The following is a 16,868-nucleotide window of genomic DNA, read 5'->3' as shown; positions in this document are numbered from 1 at the left end:
TTGACGCGGGGCCTATTCGATTTCGTTGTCTTCGTCGTCGTTGTCGTTGTCTTCAATTGGCTCGCCGCGACGCTTTTTGGCTTCCTGGCGGGCCTTCTTGTCTTTTTGCAACGCGTCGCGAATGAGGTCGTCGGTGAGGATCAACCGAGCCTCGGCAATCGTGTCGTAAGGAACGCGGATCGACGCCCCGACCTCATCATCGACCTTCTCGCGTTCGATCAAAACCGCATCGGCGCCGGCTTCCAGGATTTTTCCTTTAAAGCGCTTGCGCTCGGCCACCAACGTCGATGTTTCCATCTTCACTTCATGGCCGGCCCAATTGGCAAAATCGGAAATCCGCACAAGCGGACGATCAATGCCCGGTGACGAGATTTCAAGATGATAAGCCTTGTCGATAGGATCCTCGACGTCGAGAGCCGGCGACACGGCGCGGCTGACTTCCTCGCAGTCCTCGACAGTCATGGTGCCATCTTGGCGTTCAGCCATGATCTGCAAGGTGAGGCCGTTCTGACCCGACAGCTTGATCCGAACCAGCTGAAAACCGATGGCACGCAATACAGGCTCGACGATTGCCGCGACGCGCGCATCCATCCCGCTTTCGCGGACGATACGGTCGTCACCTTTTGCGTCGGAAGCCGTCATGTCGCTCATCATTTCTCCGAGTCTGCGGCAGGTAACAAAAAAGAGCGGGACCGGGTGGACCCACTCTTCGTCATGCCGACCAAGAATATGTCGCGTAGATAACGGAAGCGGCAGCGATTTTCAAGCCCGCACTTGGATACGTGTAGCAGGTGCCCACAGCCGTGCACCCCCGGCAGGGCACCGTTGCGCCAGCAGCTATGGCGCATCGCACCTAAACTTCCTATCTTTTGTGCAATGCACAATAAAAGGAATTTCAAATGACCAGCCGTACGCTCAACGCATTCAACGAATTCTTCGCCATTTTTGGCAGCGCCATCGCCGTCTCCAGTGCCGTCGAGAATGGCCGCAAGCCGCGTGCCCGCGACCTGCGCACTCTTGGCATCAACACTGAAGCCTTCGACCGCATCCGCCGCTAACGGCTTAATCCTCATCGCTGGCAAGTTGCGACAGCACCTTGCCCTTGCCGCGGGCGCGTAGCACCAGCGGCACGACGACGGCGGCAACCGCCAGCGTCAGCAGACCGATGGATATCGGCGAGTTGATCAGTGTCATCGGGTCGCCCTGACTGATGGACAGAGCACGGCGCAGTTGCTGCTCGGCCATCGGCCCCAATATCAAGCCAACCACCACCGGCGCTATGGGATAGCCGAATCGCCGCAGGGCATAGCCCATCAGGCCAAACGCGAGCAGCATTCCAAGCTCGAACGCAGACGGATTGGCGCCGATGGTGCCGAGCGTGGCGAACACCAGAATTCCCGCGTAGAGCCACGGCTTGGGTATCGACAGCAGCCGAACCCACAGACCGATCAGCGGAAGGTTGAGTACCAGAAGCATGAAGTTGGCGACCAGAAGGCTGGCAATCAGACCCCATACCAGCTCCGAATTGTTCGCAAAGAGGAGCGGACCGGGCTGCAGCCCGAACTGCTGAAACCCGGCAAGCATGATCGCTGCCGTTGCAGTCGTTGGCAGGCCGAGCGTCAGCAGCGGCACCAGCGTTCCGGCAGCCGAGGCATTGTTGGCCGCTTCCGGGCCTGCCACGCCTTCGATGGCGCCATGGCCGAATTCTTCCGGTTTGGTGGAGAGCTGCTTTTCCACCGAATAGGACAAAAACGTTCCAATCTCCGCGCCGCCTGCCGGCATGGCACCGATTGGAAAGCCGATCGCAGTGCCACGCAGCCATGGTTTCCACGAGCGCGCCCAGTCCTCGCGGTTCATCCAGACCGAACCTTTGACCGGCTCGATCTTTTCATCGGCCGAAGCTTTTGATGCTGCAACGCTCAAGGTCTCGCCGATGGCAAACATGGCGACTGCGAGCGTCGTGACCTCAATACCGTCCAGCAGATCCGGTATCCCAAACGAGAGCCGCGCCTGCCCGGTTTGAAGATCAATGCCGATCAGGCCGAGCGCCAGCCCGATGAAAAGGGCGGTCAGTCCGCGCAGCGAGGAATCGCCGAAGGCAGCCGACACGGTCATGAAAGCCAGCACCATCAGGGCAAAATATTCGGCGGGACCGAACGAGAGCGCCAGCTTGACGATCGTGGGCGCTATCAACGCCAGACCCATTGTGGCAATCAGGCCGGCGACGAATGACCCTATCGCGGCGGTTGCAAGCGCTGGGCCACCACGGCCCTTGCGGGCCATCTTGTTGCCCTCGAGTGCCGTCACGATGGAGGCGCTTTCGCCGGGCGTGTTAAGCAGGATGGAGGTGGTCGATCCGCCATACATGCCACCATAATAGATACCGGCAAACATAATCAGGGAGCCTGCCGGGTCCAGCTTGTAGGTCACCGGCAAGAGCAGGGCCACTGTCAGCGCGGGGCCGATACCCGGCAGCACACCCACAGCGGTGCCAAGCGTGACGCCAATCAGCGCATAGAACAAATTCCACGGCTCCAGCGCCGTCAGGAATCCATGTCCAAGAAGAACGAATGTTTCCATTTCGGATTCCTAAGAGAAGATCAGCTGTTCAATGGGCCCCGAGGGAAGCGACAGCTGCAGACCCTTGGCAAAGATCACCCAGATGACGAATGACAGCACGATGCCTATCGGCAGCGTGAACCAGAGTGGTCCGCGGCCAAAAGCCCGCGCGGTTGCGGCAAACAGGAAGCCTGTTGCTATGGCAAAACCCGCGAGATCGAGAAGCAGCATCTGGACTACGAGACCGCCGACAATCCAGATGACGGGCGATACGTTTTCAGGCGGGCGGTTGGGGAAATCACCGCGCCAGGCAGAAATGGTGGTGAGTATTGCCAGCACAAACAGGATGGCAGCAATTACGTAGGGGAATGTCGCCGGGCCTACCTGCGAATAGGCACCACCGGTGCCCATGTTCGATGTACTCCATGTGATGACGCCAGCGACAAGCGCCAGCGCCAGAGCAATGATGAACGCCGCCCTGTCAGGGCGGCGCTGGCGTTGTGGCGCCTGGCTCATTTCACGAGGCCGATGTCTTTCAGGATTGCCGAGGTGGCTTCGGTGTCCTTCTTCAGCTGCGCGGTGAAGGCATCGCCAGCCAGGAAGGTGTTGGCCCAACCCTTGTCGGCGAGTATTTTCGTCCAGGCAGCTGAGGTCGCCATCTTCTCGATGTCGGCAGTCACGGCAGCCTTTTGCTCATCGCTGAGGCCAGGCGCGGCGGCAATCATGCGCCAGTTCTGGATCGACACGTCGACGCCTGCTTCCTTGAAGGTCGGCGCATCAATGCCGTCGATCTTTTCGTCGGATGAAATGCCTATCAGGCGCAGTTCGCCAGCCTTGATCTGCGATTCGAATTCGCCGTAGCCGGAAATGCCAGCGGTGACCTGACCGCCCAGAATGGCCGCAAGCGCTTCGCCGCCGCCGGAAAAGGCGATGTAGTTGACCTTGGTCGGATCAACGCCGACTGCCTTGGCGATCAGCCCGGCGGTGATGTGATCGGTGCCGCCAGCAGAGCCACCGCCCCACGACACTGAACCCGGATCAGCTTTCAGTTTTTCCACGAGGCCGGCCATGTCCTTGATGTCGGACTTGGCTGGAACCACCAGCGCTTCATACTCGCCGGTCAGGCGCGCGATTGGCGTTACCTGATCCAGCGTAACGGGTGATTTGTTGGTGAGGATGGCGCCTACCATGACATAGCCGCCGACGATAAGCTGCGTCGGGTCGCCCTTCGCCTGATTAACGAACTGCGCCAGGCCGATCGTGCCACCAGCACCTGGAACGTTGACCACCTGAACATTGCCGGCAATCTTTTCATCCTGCATCGAAGTCTGCATGGCGCGGGCGGTCTGGTCCCAGCCACCGCCTGGTGAAGCAGGGGCCATGATCTTGTAGTCGGCCGCGGCTGCCGGCATGGCAAACGCAGCGGTGACAATTGATGCCAAAACAAATTTGTTCATCTTCGTTCCTCCCGGGCTCTCCTGACTGGAAAGCTATTTCTGTTCACGCCAGCCCTGGCGGCGACCCGGTATGAGGATGGAAGAGATCGCAAGCTGCGCGCGAACATGCCGACCAAGCTGCCGGCAGCCATTGCAAAGCTTAATTGAAGTCCTCCCGAACCTCCGGGCCTTACCGCCTCCAACGGACAGGCCAGAACTGTTTACGGCATCAACCTGACATCTGACTGACGCAGAGGCAGCACTGTTGCACACCGCACCGATCAGGGGCTGCGCAGCGTGTCGTTCCAGCGCTCGATGATGTGAGCGCGCTTGACCTCGTCGAGGTAGACCATCAGTTCCGGGCTGACGGGAACCAGCCGCACCTGGCCTCCAAGTTCCGCCTGCATCGCGCGTGCGGTGTTCTCGCCCGACACTTCGGGATTGATCGCCGCCATCTTGAGTTCCTGCGCCATCACGGTCTGTCCTTGCGGCGACATCGCATAATCGAGGTAGCGCCGCCCGAGATCCGGTGATTTTGCAGACTTTGGCACCAGCGCGATGCGCGACATGACGACCGTATAATCTTTCGGCAGGATGATCCCGACGTCCGGGTTTCGCGCTGCCCAGTAGGACGCATACGAGCCCAGGATGTTGTAGCCGAGAACGAACCTGCCATCCGACACCCGTTCGAGGATTGCGCCACTGGTGGAGTAGAGTTTCACCCCGGCCGCTCCCATGGCGCGGATCACCGACCAGATGTCGGGATATTGCTCCTGATCGCGCGCCATGAACATGAAGCCGACGCCAGAGCGCTCGATGTCGTAGGTGGCGATGCGTCCGAATACGCTGTTGCCGTGCGCCCTCAGATATTCCACCAACTGTCCACGCGTCGAGGGCGGCGGTACATCCTTGAAACTCGGCTTGTGGTAAACAAAGACGGCGGGCTCGAAGGAGAGCGCATATGCCGTATCACGCCAGTTTGCCCAGCGCGGCCACCGGTCGGAAAGCGGGAGATGGCTTTCTTGTGCATAGCCGTCATTGGCCAGCTTGACCTGCAGATCCATCGCCGACGAAAAAGCCAGATCGGCGGTGCCTGTTCCCGCTTCCGTCTCGCTGACCACCCGGTCGTAGATTTCGTTGGTGAGGAGATCCTCATAGCGCACGGCGATGTCAGGGTTTGCTGCCTGGAAGCCATCGATCATGGGCCGTGCCAGCGGTGCGTCGAGGGATGAGTAGATGACCAGCGTGCGATGGGGTGCCGTGGGGTCAAGCGCAGGATAAAGCGTTACTTCGGCTCGCGCAGCCACCGACAGGCCGAGAGCCGATAAGCCGAGAAGAGCAGAAATGAGGCACAAGCGCATGGCGACAGACCATGCCCCAACGCTTCTGGCAACACAACGGGCCCGCTGAGGCACGCTCTGGACGTTTGGGCGACAAATGGGGCATCGTCCAAAACCGGGAGGAACCAGATAATCCGTGCGCATTCTTGTTGTAGAAGATAACCGAACACTGGCTGATGGACTAGCTGCGGTTCTGAAGGACAGCGGCTACGCTGTCGATGTTGTCGGCGACGGCGCATCGGCGCTGGCGGTAATCGATACCGAGCGGTTTGACCTAGTGATCCTGGATCTTAACCTCCCCGAAGTCGACGGGCTGGAGGTGCTGCGTACCATGCGTGGCCGCCAGCACGATGCAGCGGTGTTGATCCTTTCTGCACGCGGGACCCTAGGCGAGCGGGTGAAGGGTCTCGACCTTGGCGCCGATGACTACATGATCAAGCCTTTCGATGTCGGCGAACTGGAAGCACGGGTGCGGACCCTGTTGCGAAGGCGTGCCGGCGTGAAGGCTTCGACCGTGACCTTCGGAGCGGTTCAACTGGATCTCACCATGCGGAGCTTTTCGTCCGGTGGAACGGTCATTGATCTTCCGGCCCGCGAACTGGCGCTCCTTGAGACGCTGTTCATGCGCTCTGGAAGGGTGGTGGCCAAGCAGGCCATCATCGAATCTCTGGCTGGCTTTGACGAGGATCTGAGCGCCAATGCCATCGAGCAATATGTCAGCCGGCTGCGCAAACGACTGGCACCGCACGGACTGACGGTGCGCACGGCGCGCGGTATTGGTTATTACCTCGAACCTATATCCAGCACGTGAAGATGCGCTGGCCCAACTCCCTGCGCGGACGGTTGCTGGCCTGGCTCATGGGTCCGCTGCTGATCATTGGGATTGTTGCGCTTGCCGACACCTACCGGGAAGCCGTGAGAACCGCCAATGCGGTGTCAGACCGGGTGTTGACGGGTTCGGCGCTGGCCATCGCCGAGCGGGTTGTTGTCGCCGAAAACGGACAGCTTGAAGTCGATATTCCTTATGTCGCACTCGAAATGTTGACGTCTGCTGCGCAGGACCGGGTGTTTTACCGTGTCGATGGGCCCGATGGGTTCATTACCGGCTACAAAACCCTTCCCATTATCGAACAGGCCGGCGGTGGCGGCACAAGCTATTCCGACGGCCTGTTCCGGGGCGAGCCCATCCGGCTGAGCACTCTGCACCGCACGGCCTCCACCGGCACCAGTTCGGTGCAGTTTGCGGTCACCATCGCGGAGACCACAGACGCACGCAATCAACTCGCCCGATCCATCCTGCTGCGCTCCGCCCTGCGTCTGGCAATCCTGATCGGAAGTGCCGCCGCCATCGCGTGGCTGGCCGTCACTTTTTCGCTCAAACCACTCGACCGGCTCAGAGATGCGATTGCCCAGCGCAGCCCGAACGATTTACACCCCATCGACCAATCTGTACCAAGAGAGGTTCGCAGCCTCGTTGATACGGTCAATTCGTTCATGAGCAGGCTGGGCTCGGCGCTGGGTGGCATGCGCCATTTTACCGGCAATGCCAGTCACCAGTTGCGCACTCCGCTCACCATCATCCGCACGCAGCTTGCACTCGCTGCGCGGGCGACTTCGCTCGACGCGGCGCGTGACGCTGCCCGCACCGGTGACGACGCTGTCGTCCATGCCGAGCGCATTATCACGCAACTGCTGTTGCTCGCCAAAGTGGATGAGGCCGCATCGGAGCGCCTGTTGAACCTTGACGCCGTGAACCTGACCGAGCTGGCTCAGACGGTTACCGGCGACCACATCTCCAAAGCCCATTTCGCGGGCATCGATCTCGGTTTTGAAGGTGGCCCGTCGCTGCATGTGAGAGGCGAGGCAATGCTGCTCAGTGAATTGATCCGAAACCTTATTGAGAATGTCATCGCCTATGCCGGTCGCGGTAGTGAAGCGACGGTCAAGGTTTATAGCGCAGCAGGGTCCGCCGTATTTGAAATCGAGGATACGGGACCGGGTATTTCCGGTGATCAATTTCAAACCGTCCGGCATCGTTTCGTTCGCGGGCAATCGGACAACAAGCCGGGGGCCGGCCTAGGGCTGCCTATCGTAGACGAGATTGCCAGCCTGTTTGGGGGCCGGATGGAGCTGTCGACCAGCTCAGCTGGCAGTGGCCTGCGTATCCGGATCAGCTTTGCGCCTTATATTCCAGAACGCTAAACGCGTTGAAAAGTCAGGTAGGCCGGTGTGCGGCCCTCGCGCAACGCCTTGGCCTCATAGCGGGTGCCCGGCCAATCCGGGTAAGGCTGGCGCCAGTCGCTGGCATCTGAGGCTTTCCAGACAAAAGCTGGGTGAGCGTCGCAGTGAAGCAGTGTCCAGTTCACATAGGTGTCGATGTCGGAGGCGAAGCGAAAGCGGCCACCGGGCTTCAGCACCTTGGCAAATCGGTCGAGATTGACCGGACTGATGAACCGGCGCTTCCAGTGCTTTTTCTTTGGCCAGGGGTCTGGATAGAGCAGCGCAATGGCGTCGAGCGAGGCTTCGGGCAACCAGTCGAGCAGCCGGGTTGCATCCTCGTCATAGAGTCGAATGTTGGGACGCGGCGTCGCCGCCAGTGCAGTCGCCAGCTTGGCCATCCCGTTGATGAACGGCTCTACCCCGATCAATCCGGATTGAGGGTTCTGGATGGCATCGTGAAGCAGATGCTCGCCGCCCCCGAAACCGATCTCGAGACGGAGCTCGGTAATCGGAGCGGAAAACAGCGCGCTCAAATCGGACGGCGCTGGGGTGCTGATGTCAATTCCAAGATCGGGTAGAACCGCATCCAGTGCATTCGCCTGGAGCGGCCTTAACGTTTTGCCGTGCCGCCGCCCGTAGAAGGCCTCGGTGGCACGGCTGCGCCGTTCTTCGCCCGCCATCACAAAGCCGCCACAGCCTATGCTGCGGCGCGCTCCTCGGCAGCGACAGCTTCCTTGAGCGCCTTGACCAAATCGATCTTCTCCCAGGAGAACGACCCATCGCGGCCAGCCTTGCGGCCAAAATGGCCATAGGCGGCGGTGCGGGCATAGATTGCCTTGTTGAGGTCCAGGTGGCGGCGAATGCCGGAGGGCGAGAGATCCATCACCTCACGCAGCGCACGCTCCAACTTCGATTCGTGCACCGTGCCGGTGCCGTGCAGATCGACATAGACCGACAGTGGCTGGGCAACGCCGATCGCATAAGACAGCTGGATGGTGCAGCGATCAGCCAGCTTGGCTGCCACCACGTTCTTGGCCAGATAGCGCGCGGCGTATGCTGCCGAGCGGTCCACCTTGGTGGTGTCCTTGCCGGAGAATGCACCGCCGCCATGGGGTGCAGCGCCGCCATAGGTGTCGACGATGATCTTGCGGCCCGTCAGGCCAGCATCGCCGTCAGGACCGCCGATGACGAACTTTCCGGTCGGATTGATGAACCAGTTGCAATCCTCGGCGATGTGCAGTTCGCCCAGCGCTTCGCGGATATAGGGCTCAACGACCTGGCGCACTTTCTTGGAATCCCAGCTGCCATCGAGGTGCTGGGTGGAGAGAACGATCTGGGTTACTTCAGCCGCCTTGCCATCCACATAGCGCACAGTGATCTGGCTCTTGGCATCGGGGCCGAGCTTGCCGGCGTCACCGGTGCCTTCGTGGCGGGCAGCGGCGAGCAGTTCCAGGACCTTGTGGCTGTAGTAGATCGGCGCCGGCATCAGGTCTGGTGTTTCGCGGCAGGCATAACCGAACATGATGCCCTGGTCGCCCGCGCCCTCTTCGCCCTGCTTGTCAGAAGCATTATCCACGCCCTGGCCGATATCAGGCGACTGGCCGTGGAGGAGAACGTCGATCTTGCAGGTTTTCCAATGGAAGCCGTCCTGCTCATAGCCGATTTCGCGGATCGCCTTGCGCGCCACGGATTTGAATTTGCTGGGATTAACGACGGGATGACCCGCTGAATCCTTCAGGATTTCGCCGTCCTTGCCCTTCTTCAAAAGGGTTTCCGGGACGCGCACCTCGCCAGCGATGACGACACGGTTGGTGGTTGCCAGCGTCTCGCAGGCAACACGCACCTTCCAGGGGTCCATGCCGGTTTTCTTGGCTTCGCGGTAGACAAGATCGACGATCTCGTCAGAAATCCGGTCACACACCTTGTCGGGATGACCTTCAGAAACGGATTCGCTGGTGAAAAGATAATTCTTACGTGCCACGGGTGTCCCCTCTCGAAAGACCCAGCGGCAGGCCAGGTCAGGCGCAAACCGTGTAGCGAACCCGCGCTGACATCGTCAAGTCGGGAATAGGAAACACATTTCCAATATGCAAGAACTATGGGAACTTGATACCTAGGACGCGCTCCCTCAAGCGCGTCCTAGGTATCATTTATTCCTCGTCTTCTGCTGCCAGCGCCTTGACCAGATCAACGACCTTGCGGCGAACTTTGGGATCGGCAATGCGGACAAACGCCCGATTGAGCTGAAGGCCTTCGGGGCTGCTCAGGAAATCGACAACGTACGCTGTTGAGCTGTCTTCAGCCAGGCCACCGCGGTTTGCCGCCTCATGACCCGGAGCGTCCTCGAAGAAGAACGACACGGGGACATTGAGAATTGATGCGATTGCCTGCAGGCGGCTGGCACCAACGCGGTTTGTGCCCTTTTCGTATTTCTGAATCTGCTGGAAAGTGATGCCTAGACTTTCGCCAAGTTTTTCCTGGCTCATGCCCTGTATATTTCTACGAAGGCGGATCCTGCTACCCACGTGAATGTCGATGGGGTTAGGCTTTTTCTTATTTTCTACCATTTTTCCCTCGCCGTTTGACGGCTTTTTTGAGTTTTTTTCCACCGTTCAGCAATTTCAGTAGCCCCAGCTGAAAAGAGGATCGCTGTAAATCGACGCTTCGAGGAAGCGATACAATATGAATTTCTAATATACGTCCTGTCAATTGACTCTGAGCCGTTCGCGCAGCGCCATTCCACCTGCAAGGAGAGCCAACACAACCAGAATTAATAGTCCAGCGTGCCCTCTGAACAAAATGCTTTCACCGGGCGCGTTTGTAAATGCCACGATTGCGTCAACGACACCCGCAGCATTGATCGAAAGCGCGTCAATGATTCGGCCTTTTCCGTCGATGTATCCGGAAATCCCGGTGTTGGCGGCGCGCACTACCGGCATTCCGGTTTCAACCGCACGTATCTGTGCCTGCCTGAAATGCTGATACGGACCGGGCGTATTTCCAAACCACGCATCATTGGTCACGTTGATGATCACATCTGCGACGTTGTTCGCCCTTGGGGCCAGATTGGGAAAGATGATCTCGTAGCAAATGAAGGCGAGTGCCCGGACGCCGTTTGCAATGGTAACCGGATGACGTTCGGTTCCAGCCGAAAACGTCATTGGAAACTGGACAATCTTCTTGATGCCCACGCGCGCCAGCGCGTCCTCGAACGGGAGATATTCACCGAATGGCACCAGATGCACCTTGTCGACCGCATCGGTGATTTCGCCCGCATCGTTAATCACAACGACCGAGTTGTAAAAACGGGGCTCACCGCCGGCACCTGCCGCCCCCTCGACGCGTACCGCGCCGGCCATCAGCGTCTGGCCCGGGCTCAGAAGTTCGCCGATCGCAACCAGCGCATCCGGTCGGTCTGTGAACAAGAAAGGCACCGAAGTTTCGGGCCAGACGATCAGCTGCGGCTTGTCTATACCCTCCCCGGTAGGCTGCGCCGAGAGTTCCAGCATCGTGCGGAAAATCCGATCGCGAACATTTTGGTCCCATTTTTCATTTTGAGCTGTTGATGGCTGTACAATACGAACCGCCAACATGCTTTCTGGCGCTGCCGCCTCGCGCGTCAGGCTCCACACGCCGAAACCGACGTGCAAGATCATCAACCCCAGAGCGACAGCGATACCCGTCTTGAGGGTGCGATTTGAAGCCAACAAAGCAGGCATCGCGAACACAAACACCGCTAACGCGTTCATCCCCGTCACCCCGATGACCGACACCGACTGCATCAGCAAGGGAATAGGCATCGCCGCGTACCCTACCGGGTTCCAGGGAAAGCCGGTCAGCACCGTCGCACGCAGCCATTCGGCAAGGCCAAACCCGAACGCCAGAGCGGCAATGCGGCCGATATTGCCGCTCCAGAAAAGCCGCGCAATCGAGGTCGCCAGGCCGAAGAAGATTGCGAGCCCTGCCGGGAGCGCGAGCACTGCTAGCGGCAACGCCCAGGCGAAAGCCTCGGCTTCCACCAGCATTGCACTGCCTACCCACCACAGGCCTGTGACAAAGTAGCCGAACCCAAACCACCACCCGATGGCAAATGCCGGCATTGCGCGCTTGATGAAGCTGGTGGGTGGCTCGACTGTGGCGCCGTCCAGCAACCAAACCAGAATGGGGAAAGAGACGAAACCGATGGCAAAGAAGTCATAGGGTGCCTGGCCGAGCACGGCCAACGCTCCGGCCAGAAAGGCAACCAGAGCCCTGCGCCAACCCCAAAGCAAAATTATTCGGCCGGCTAGGCGTTTCATGCGTGGTTTCCGCGATTCATCAGGAGCCAAGCTTTAGCAGCCTCTCACCAGCATACAAACTCACTACTTGAGGTTGTATGTCAAGCCTGTTGCTCGCGAATCCGGCGTCTCTTCTCGCCCTTGGGATCGTGCACGATGCGCACCCGTTTCACCCGGCGGGGATCGGCATCGAGAACATGGAATTCGAAGCCTGGAATGGCATTCACCACCTCGCCGCGCACCGGCACACGACCGAGCGCGTTGAAAATCATGCCGCCGATCGTATCGACATAATCGCCATGCTCACCGGCCTTGAAGTCGTCGCCGATCTTTTCGGCGACATCGTCGATCTCGGCCTTGGCATCGACGATGAAGATGCCGTCGCCCGTCTGGGTGATCAGCGGCTCATCCTCGTCGTGCTCGTCCTCGATGTCGCCGACAACCATCTCGACGATGTCTTCCAGCGACACCAAACCATCGGTGCCGCCATATTCATCGATCACCAGCGCCATCTGGGTGCGCGCAGCCTGCATGCGCGCCATCAGGTCGGATGCGAGCATGGAGGGCGGCACAAACAGCACGTTGCGGATCAGATTGACCTCGCCGATAGACTTCGACAGATCCACTTTGGACAGATCAAGCTCCGCCGGCTTACCGGCATTGGCCTTTGTTGCGCGACCCTTCTTGACCCGAGCGACGCGGGTAAGATGGCCGACGATATCGCGGATATGGACCATGCCGCGCGGGTCATCCAGCGTATCGGCATAGACCGGCATGCGCGAATGTCCGGATTTCTCGAACACGTTCATCAGTTCGCTGAGCGGCGTCGATATCTCGACCGCCTCGACATCGGCGCGGGGGATCATGACATCCTCGACGCGAACCTCGCGCAGCCGCAGGATGTTGTTGAGCATGGCGCGTTCGCCAGGAGAAAAGGCTTCTTCGCCGCCGGCAGTTTCTGCCAGAGCATCGGCAAGATCGTCGCGCAGGCTGGAGCCGTTGCGTTGCCGGAAAAGTCCCGCCAGCCTTTCAAAGAGCGTCGGACGCTCGGTGGAAGACTGATCGGGCGTACTCGGACCCTCGTCCGATTGCCGGGAGGCTCTTGCTTCCCCGCCCGGTTCAGGTTCGGGGGCCGTTTTGCTACTGTCGCTCATGGTCGTCCGTTAATTGGAATTTCGTGTTACGCGTAGGGGTCGCAAATGGCAAGCCGTGCGAGTATCGCCCGCTCCAGCCCTTCCATCTCTTCCGCCTCGTCTTCCGTTTCGTGGTCATAGCCCAGCAGATGAAGCACGCCATGGACCAGAAGGTGGCTCAGATGGTGGTCAAAGGCCTTGTGTTCCAGTGTCGCCTCGCGAAAAACCGTTTCAAAAGCCAAAATGACATCGCCAAGCATGGGTGGAAGCGCGCCACCTTTGCGGAGTTGAAAGGCTGGGAACGATAGAACATTGGTCGCCTTGTCCTTGCCGCGCCATTCACCGTTCAACGCCTGAATATGGCTGTCATCCGTAAAAACCAGGCTGAGTTCGGTCGCTGATCCGGTCAGGCCAAGCTCGGCGAAGGCAGCATTGACAGCTGCATCAGCAATCGCGATGAGAGCTGGTTCTGGCGGCCAGTCGCCCGTCTCAACCAGCACATCGATGGAAACGAGCGGCACGGTGGTGCCCGATCCGGGCATCACCTTCGGGCTATTTGCCCTAGTCATGGTTTCATCCGGCGCCGCGCGCTTTCTTCCCGTCACGGTCGTAAGCCTGGACGATTTCTGCGACAAGCGGGTGTCGCACAACGTCGGTTTCGTTGAACCGCACCGTCACGATGCCCGGCACACCTTCGAGGATGCGCAGCGCCTCGACCAGCCCTGACTTAGTATTGGGCGGCAGATCGATCTGGGTCGGGTCACCTGTCACGATCATCCGGGCGTTTTCGCCAAGACGGGTCAGAAACATCTTCATCTGCATCGGCGTTGTGTTTTGTGCCTCATCCAGAATAACGGCGGCATGAGACAGCGTGCGACCGCGCATGAAGGCGAGTGGCGCGATCTCGATCACCTCCGCTGCAATGGCGCGTTCCACCTTGTCGGCGGGCATCATGTCATAGAGCGCGTCATAGAGCGGGCGCAGATAGGGATCGACCTTCTCCTTCATGTCGCCGGGCAGGAAGCCCAACCGCTCGCCGGCCTCGACCGCCGGGCGTGACAGTACGATCCGCTCGACCATGCCCCGTTCCAGCAGCATGGCGGCATAAGCGACCGCCAGATAGGTCTTGCCGGTGCCCGCCGGACCGATGCCAAAAGCGAGTTCGGAGCGTTCCAGTGCCCGCATATAGGCGTCCTGGTTCAGCGAGCGCGCGTAGATGGTCTTCTTGCGGGTGGCAATCTGGGCGGCTGCCATCTTACCCTTGCGCTCAAGGGTCGGCAGCGTCATCTGGTCGTCAGCGGCGATGGCCATGCGGACAGCGCCATCGACGTCAGACTGGGCAATCTCCGCGCCCTTTTGCAGGACACCATAGAGATGATCCAGCGCGCGGCGTGCCTGTTCGGCGGCGACCGCAGTCCCCTTTATGGTGACCTGGTTGCCGCGCGAACGAATGTCGACGCCGAGTTTCTGTTCAAGGCGGGCGAGGTTCTCGTCGAATTGGCCGTAAAGCGAACTCGCCAGCTTGTTGTTGTCGAATGTTAGAACGATATGCGCCATATCCGATGCCCCGGAGGACACGTTCTTCAGTTCGGTGGCGTTCAACCGTCTCTCCTTGTTCTAGCCGGCGCTCGAGACCGGCTCGGCGAACAGGCTGGCGGGGCCGGCCCTGGTGATTCGCACTTCAATAATGTCACCGATTTCTCCGGCGGTTTCATCAACAATTACCGGCTGGAGCCATGGTGATCGCCCGACGCGTTGCCCCGGCAGACGTCCGGGTTTCTCAATCAGCACACTCATTGTTTTGCCAACTGAGGAAACGGTAAAGTCGCGCTGATGTTCCGAAAGCAGAGCCTGAAGGCGCTGCAAGCGCGCATCTTTCACGGATTCGGGCACATGATCGGCCATATCGGCGCCCGGCGTGCCGGGGCGCGGCGAGTATTTGAACGAGTAAGCCTGCGCATAGCGCACGGCCCGGACGAGGTTCAGCGTGGCCTCAAAATCGTCATCCGTTTCGCCGGGAAAACCCACAATAAAATCTCCCGACAGTGCGATGTCGTGCCGGGCAGCACGGATTTTATCGATCAGGGCAAGATAGTCCGCTGCCGTGTGGCGCCGGTTCATGGCTTTCAGGATTCGATCTGAACCGGACTGTACCGGCAAATGCAGATAGGGCATGACGGCAGGCAGGTCACGATGGGCGGCAATCAAGGCATCATCCATGTCGCGTGGATGGCTGGTGGTGTAGCGCAACCGGGTCAAACCCGGAATTTGCGACAGCCGCTCCAGCAACTGGCCAAGGCCCCAATCCGCGCCCTGCGGTCCTACACCATGCCAGGCGTTGACGTTCTGGCCAAGCAAAGTCAGCTCGCGCACGCCGGCGGCAGCAAATTGTTCTGCCTCTGCTACAATCTGTGCAACGGAGCGAGACACTTCTGAACCACGCGTATAGGGCACCACGCAAAATGTGCAGAACTTGTCGCAGCCTTCCTGTACCGTGAGGAAGGCTGTCACGCCGCGCGCGACGATGTCGCGCCGGGTGGGTTGCGGCAAATGTTCGAACTTGTCCTCCAGCGCGTAGTCGGTCTCGACCACTTTTTCGCCACGGCGCACACGCGCCAGCGCATCGGGAAGACGGTGGTAGGTCTGGGGTCCGATCACCAGATCCACTGTTGGCGAACGCCTCAATATCTCGCGGCCTTCGGCCTGCGCCACGCAGCCGGCCACGCCGATGGTGAGTTCGCGGCCCACTGCTGCGTGCTCGGCCTTGAGATCGCGCAGCCGGCCAAGCTCGGAATAAACCTTCTCGGCTGCTTTTTCGCGAATATGGCAGGTGTTGAGCAGCACCAGATCGGCATCCTCCACCGTCTCGGTTGAGGAATAGCCGTCGGCAGCGAGCGCATCACTCATGCGCTGGCTGTCATAGACATTCATCTGGCAACCATAGGTCTTCAGAAATACCTTTTTGCCAGCGGAACGCACTGCGCCCACGCTTTGCCCGGCTGCGGCCTTATCGTCTTCGATTGTATCATTCAGGTTCATGGCCGGGCTTTTAACGCCTCCAGACAACAAAAAACAGTCGATTCTGTTATCTCGGCTTTTGTACCGCGCGCTGCCGGTGGCGCAGCGCATCCTGAAGCATGGCACGAACCGCACTTTCTGCCTGACGGGTCACATGCTTGCGGTCACTGCCGGCGGTGAATTCGATGACCGGGCCGAAGGCGACGTCAACATCGATCGCCCTTTCCCGCAACAGGGAAACGAGGTGCGGAACGAGTTCTGCATCACCGACCCATGAGGCTACGCCCCGGTGCTGGCGTCCCATCGGCATGCCTTGCAGCCTTGTATAGGCAATCGCCACAGGCTGGATCAGCACTGTCTTTGCCTCATCGGCGCCAGCGACCATCCGGGCAGCACCGAAAAGCGTGCTTTTGAACGGCAGAATGTGATTGCCGTCGCCGGTGCTACCCTCGGCAAACAGCACGATTATGTCGTCGCCTGCCAAACGGTCTGCGACCTCGACAGCCTGATCGCTGGATTTGCCGCGACGATGGCGCTCGACAAAGATCGTGCGCTGCATGCGCGCAAATGTGCCAAAGATCGGCCAGCCGGCGACATCTGATTTGGCGATGTAGGCCACCTCTCCCAGCGACCCCAAAACCATGATGTCGGTCCACGAGATGTGGTTGGCGGCCAGCAGCAGAGGTCTGTGGAGCGATATCTCACCCGTGACATTGATCCGCAGGCCAAAAACCCTGACGGCAATGCGGTGCCAAAGGCGGGGCAGAAATGCCGGATTGAAGCGTCCGGTCTTCAGGATTGCCCACTGAACAGGCGTCAGCAGAATGGAGGTCAGGGCCAACACCGACAAAGCGACACCGATGCGGAGCCAGCCCATCATCGCGG

At 59.7% G+C, this 16,868-nt stretch carries 17 protein-coding genes; 3 read left to right on the top strand and 14 right to left on the bottom strand.

Annotated elements, in window-relative coordinates:
• Window positions 1–12: 12 nt before the first annotated feature.
• Window positions 13–642 (bottom strand): ribosome maturation factor RimP, encoded by a 630-nt coding sequence (gene rimP / locus GA830_RS07090; RefSeq protein ID WP_195164827.1) that lies wholly within the window; start codon window positions 640–642, stop codon window positions 13–15.
• A gap of 257 nt (window positions 643–899) precedes the next feature.
• Between rimP and GA830_RS07085 the strand changes: the two genes are divergently transcribed.
• Window positions 900–1,058, top strand: coding sequence for a hypothetical protein (locus GA830_RS07085; protein WP_195164351.1), 159 nt, complete (start codon window positions 900–902; stop codon window positions 1,056–1,058).
• A gap of 4 nt (window positions 1,059–1,062) precedes the next feature.
• On the opposite strand, the gene GA830_RS07080 is transcribed toward GA830_RS07085, so the two are convergent.
• The 4 genes from GA830_RS07080 to GA830_RS07065 all read right to left on the bottom strand — a co-directional run bounded on the left by GA830_RS07080 (window position 1,063) and on the right by GA830_RS07065 (window position 5,356).
• Window positions 1,063–2,580: a tripartite tricarboxylate transporter permease gene (locus GA830_RS07080; RefSeq protein ID WP_195164350.1), complete on the bottom strand. Its 1,518-nt coding sequence runs from the start codon at window positions 2,578–2,580 to the stop codon at window positions 1,063–1,065.
• A gap of 9 nt (window positions 2,581–2,589) precedes the next feature.
• On the bottom strand, window positions 2,590–3,075 hold the full coding sequence (locus GA830_RS07075) for a tripartite tricarboxylate transporter TctB family protein (protein ID WP_195164349.1): 486 nt from the start codon (window positions 3,073–3,075) through the stop codon (window positions 2,590–2,592).
• The gene (locus GA830_RS07070; RefSeq protein WP_195164348.1) at window positions 3,072–4,016 is read right to left on the bottom strand and encodes a Bug family tripartite tricarboxylate transporter substrate binding protein; all 945 of its coding nucleotides are present in this window, start codon (window positions 4,014–4,016) and stop codon (window positions 3,072–3,074) included. Before GA830_RS07070 ends, GA830_RS07075 begins: the two co-directional genes overlap by 4 nt.
• Window positions 4,017–4,276: 260 nt before the next feature.
• Window positions 4,277–5,356 carry an ABC transporter substrate-binding protein gene (locus GA830_RS07065; protein ID WP_195164347.1) on the bottom strand — a complete coding sequence of 360 codons (1,080 nt, stop codon included), beginning with the start codon at window positions 5,354–5,356 and terminating at the stop codon, window positions 4,277–4,279.
• 115 nt (window positions 5,357–5,471) lie between these two features.
• Here GA830_RS07065 and GA830_RS07060 point away from each other — a divergent pair, with 115 nt between their 5' ends.
• Both GA830_RS07060 and GA830_RS07055 read left to right on the top strand, forming a co-directional pair.
• Window positions 5,472–6,146 carry a response regulator transcription factor gene (locus GA830_RS07060; RefSeq protein ID WP_195164346.1) on the top strand — a complete coding sequence of 225 codons (675 nt, stop codon included), beginning with the start codon at window positions 5,472–5,474 and terminating at the stop codon, window positions 6,144–6,146.
• Window positions 6,147–6,148: 2 nt separating this feature from the next.
• Complete coding sequence (locus GA830_RS07055; RefSeq protein ID WP_195164345.1) at window positions 6,149–7,537, top strand: sensor histidine kinase; 1,389 nt, start codon at window positions 6,149–6,151, stop codon at window positions 7,535–7,537.
• On the opposite strand, the gene trmB is transcribed toward GA830_RS07055, so the two are convergent.
• The 9 genes from trmB to GA830_RS07010 form a co-directional block, all read right to left on the bottom strand.
• Window positions 7,534–8,235, bottom strand: a complete 702-nt coding sequence (trmB, locus tag GA830_RS07050; RefSeq protein ID WP_195164344.1) for a tRNA (guanine(46)-N(7))-methyltransferase TrmB — start codon at window positions 8,233–8,235, stop codon at window positions 7,534–7,536. The genes GA830_RS07055 and trmB overlap by 4 nt on opposite strands.
• Window positions 8,236–8,252: 17 nt before the next feature.
• Window positions 8,253–9,536 carry a methionine adenosyltransferase gene (gene metK / locus GA830_RS07045; RefSeq protein WP_195164343.1) on the bottom strand — a complete coding sequence of 428 codons (1,284 nt, stop codon included), beginning with the start codon at window positions 9,534–9,536 and terminating at the stop codon, window positions 8,253–8,255.
• 169 nt (window positions 9,537–9,705) lie between these two features.
• Window positions 9,706–10,122, bottom strand: coding sequence for a helix-turn-helix domain-containing protein (locus GA830_RS07040; RefSeq protein ID WP_195164342.1), 417 nt, complete (start codon window positions 10,120–10,122; stop codon window positions 9,706–9,708).
• A 138-nt stretch (window positions 10,123–10,260) separates the two neighbouring features.
• A complete protein-coding gene (gene lnt / locus GA830_RS07035; RefSeq protein WP_195164341.1) occupies window positions 10,261–11,853 on the bottom strand; it encodes an apolipoprotein N-acyltransferase in 1,593 nt (530 codons plus the stop codon).
• A gap of 80 nt (window positions 11,854–11,933) precedes the next feature.
• Entirely contained in the window at window positions 11,934–12,986 is a 1,053-nt protein-coding gene (locus tag GA830_RS07030; RefSeq protein WP_195164340.1) for a hemolysin family protein, read from the bottom strand.
• Between the two features lie 26 nt (window positions 12,987–13,012).
• Window positions 13,013–13,507 (bottom strand): rRNA maturation RNase YbeY, encoded by a 495-nt coding sequence (gene ybeY, locus GA830_RS07025; protein WP_195164826.1) that lies wholly within the window; start codon window positions 13,505–13,507, stop codon window positions 13,013–13,015.
• A 31-nt stretch (window positions 13,508–13,538) separates the two neighbouring features.
• Window positions 13,539–14,567: a PhoH family protein gene (locus tag GA830_RS07020; protein ID WP_195164339.1), complete on the bottom strand. Its 1,029-nt coding sequence runs from the start codon at window positions 14,565–14,567 to the stop codon at window positions 13,539–13,541.
• A 15-nt stretch (window positions 14,568–14,582) separates the two neighbouring features.
• Window positions 14,583–16,004 (bottom strand): tRNA (N6-isopentenyl adenosine(37)-C2)-methylthiotransferase MiaB, encoded by a 1,422-nt coding sequence (gene miaB, locus GA830_RS07015; protein ID WP_195164338.1) that lies wholly within the window; start codon window positions 16,002–16,004, stop codon window positions 14,583–14,585.
• A 46-nt stretch (window positions 16,005–16,050) separates the two neighbouring features.
• Window positions 16,051–16,863: a lysophospholipid acyltransferase family protein gene (locus GA830_RS07010; protein WP_195164337.1), complete on the bottom strand. Its 813-nt coding sequence runs from the start codon at window positions 16,861–16,863 to the stop codon at window positions 16,051–16,053.
• Between the last annotated feature and the right edge of the window lie 5 nt (window positions 16,864–16,868).

The sequence above is a fragment of the Mesorhizobium sp. NBSH29 genome, from assembly GCF_015500055.1.
GTDB lineage: Bacteria > Pseudomonadota > Alphaproteobacteria > Rhizobiales > Rhizobiaceae > Neomesorhizobium.
Note: the sequence above shows the minus strand (reverse complement) of the source record. Positions and strands in the feature narration are given on the sequence as shown.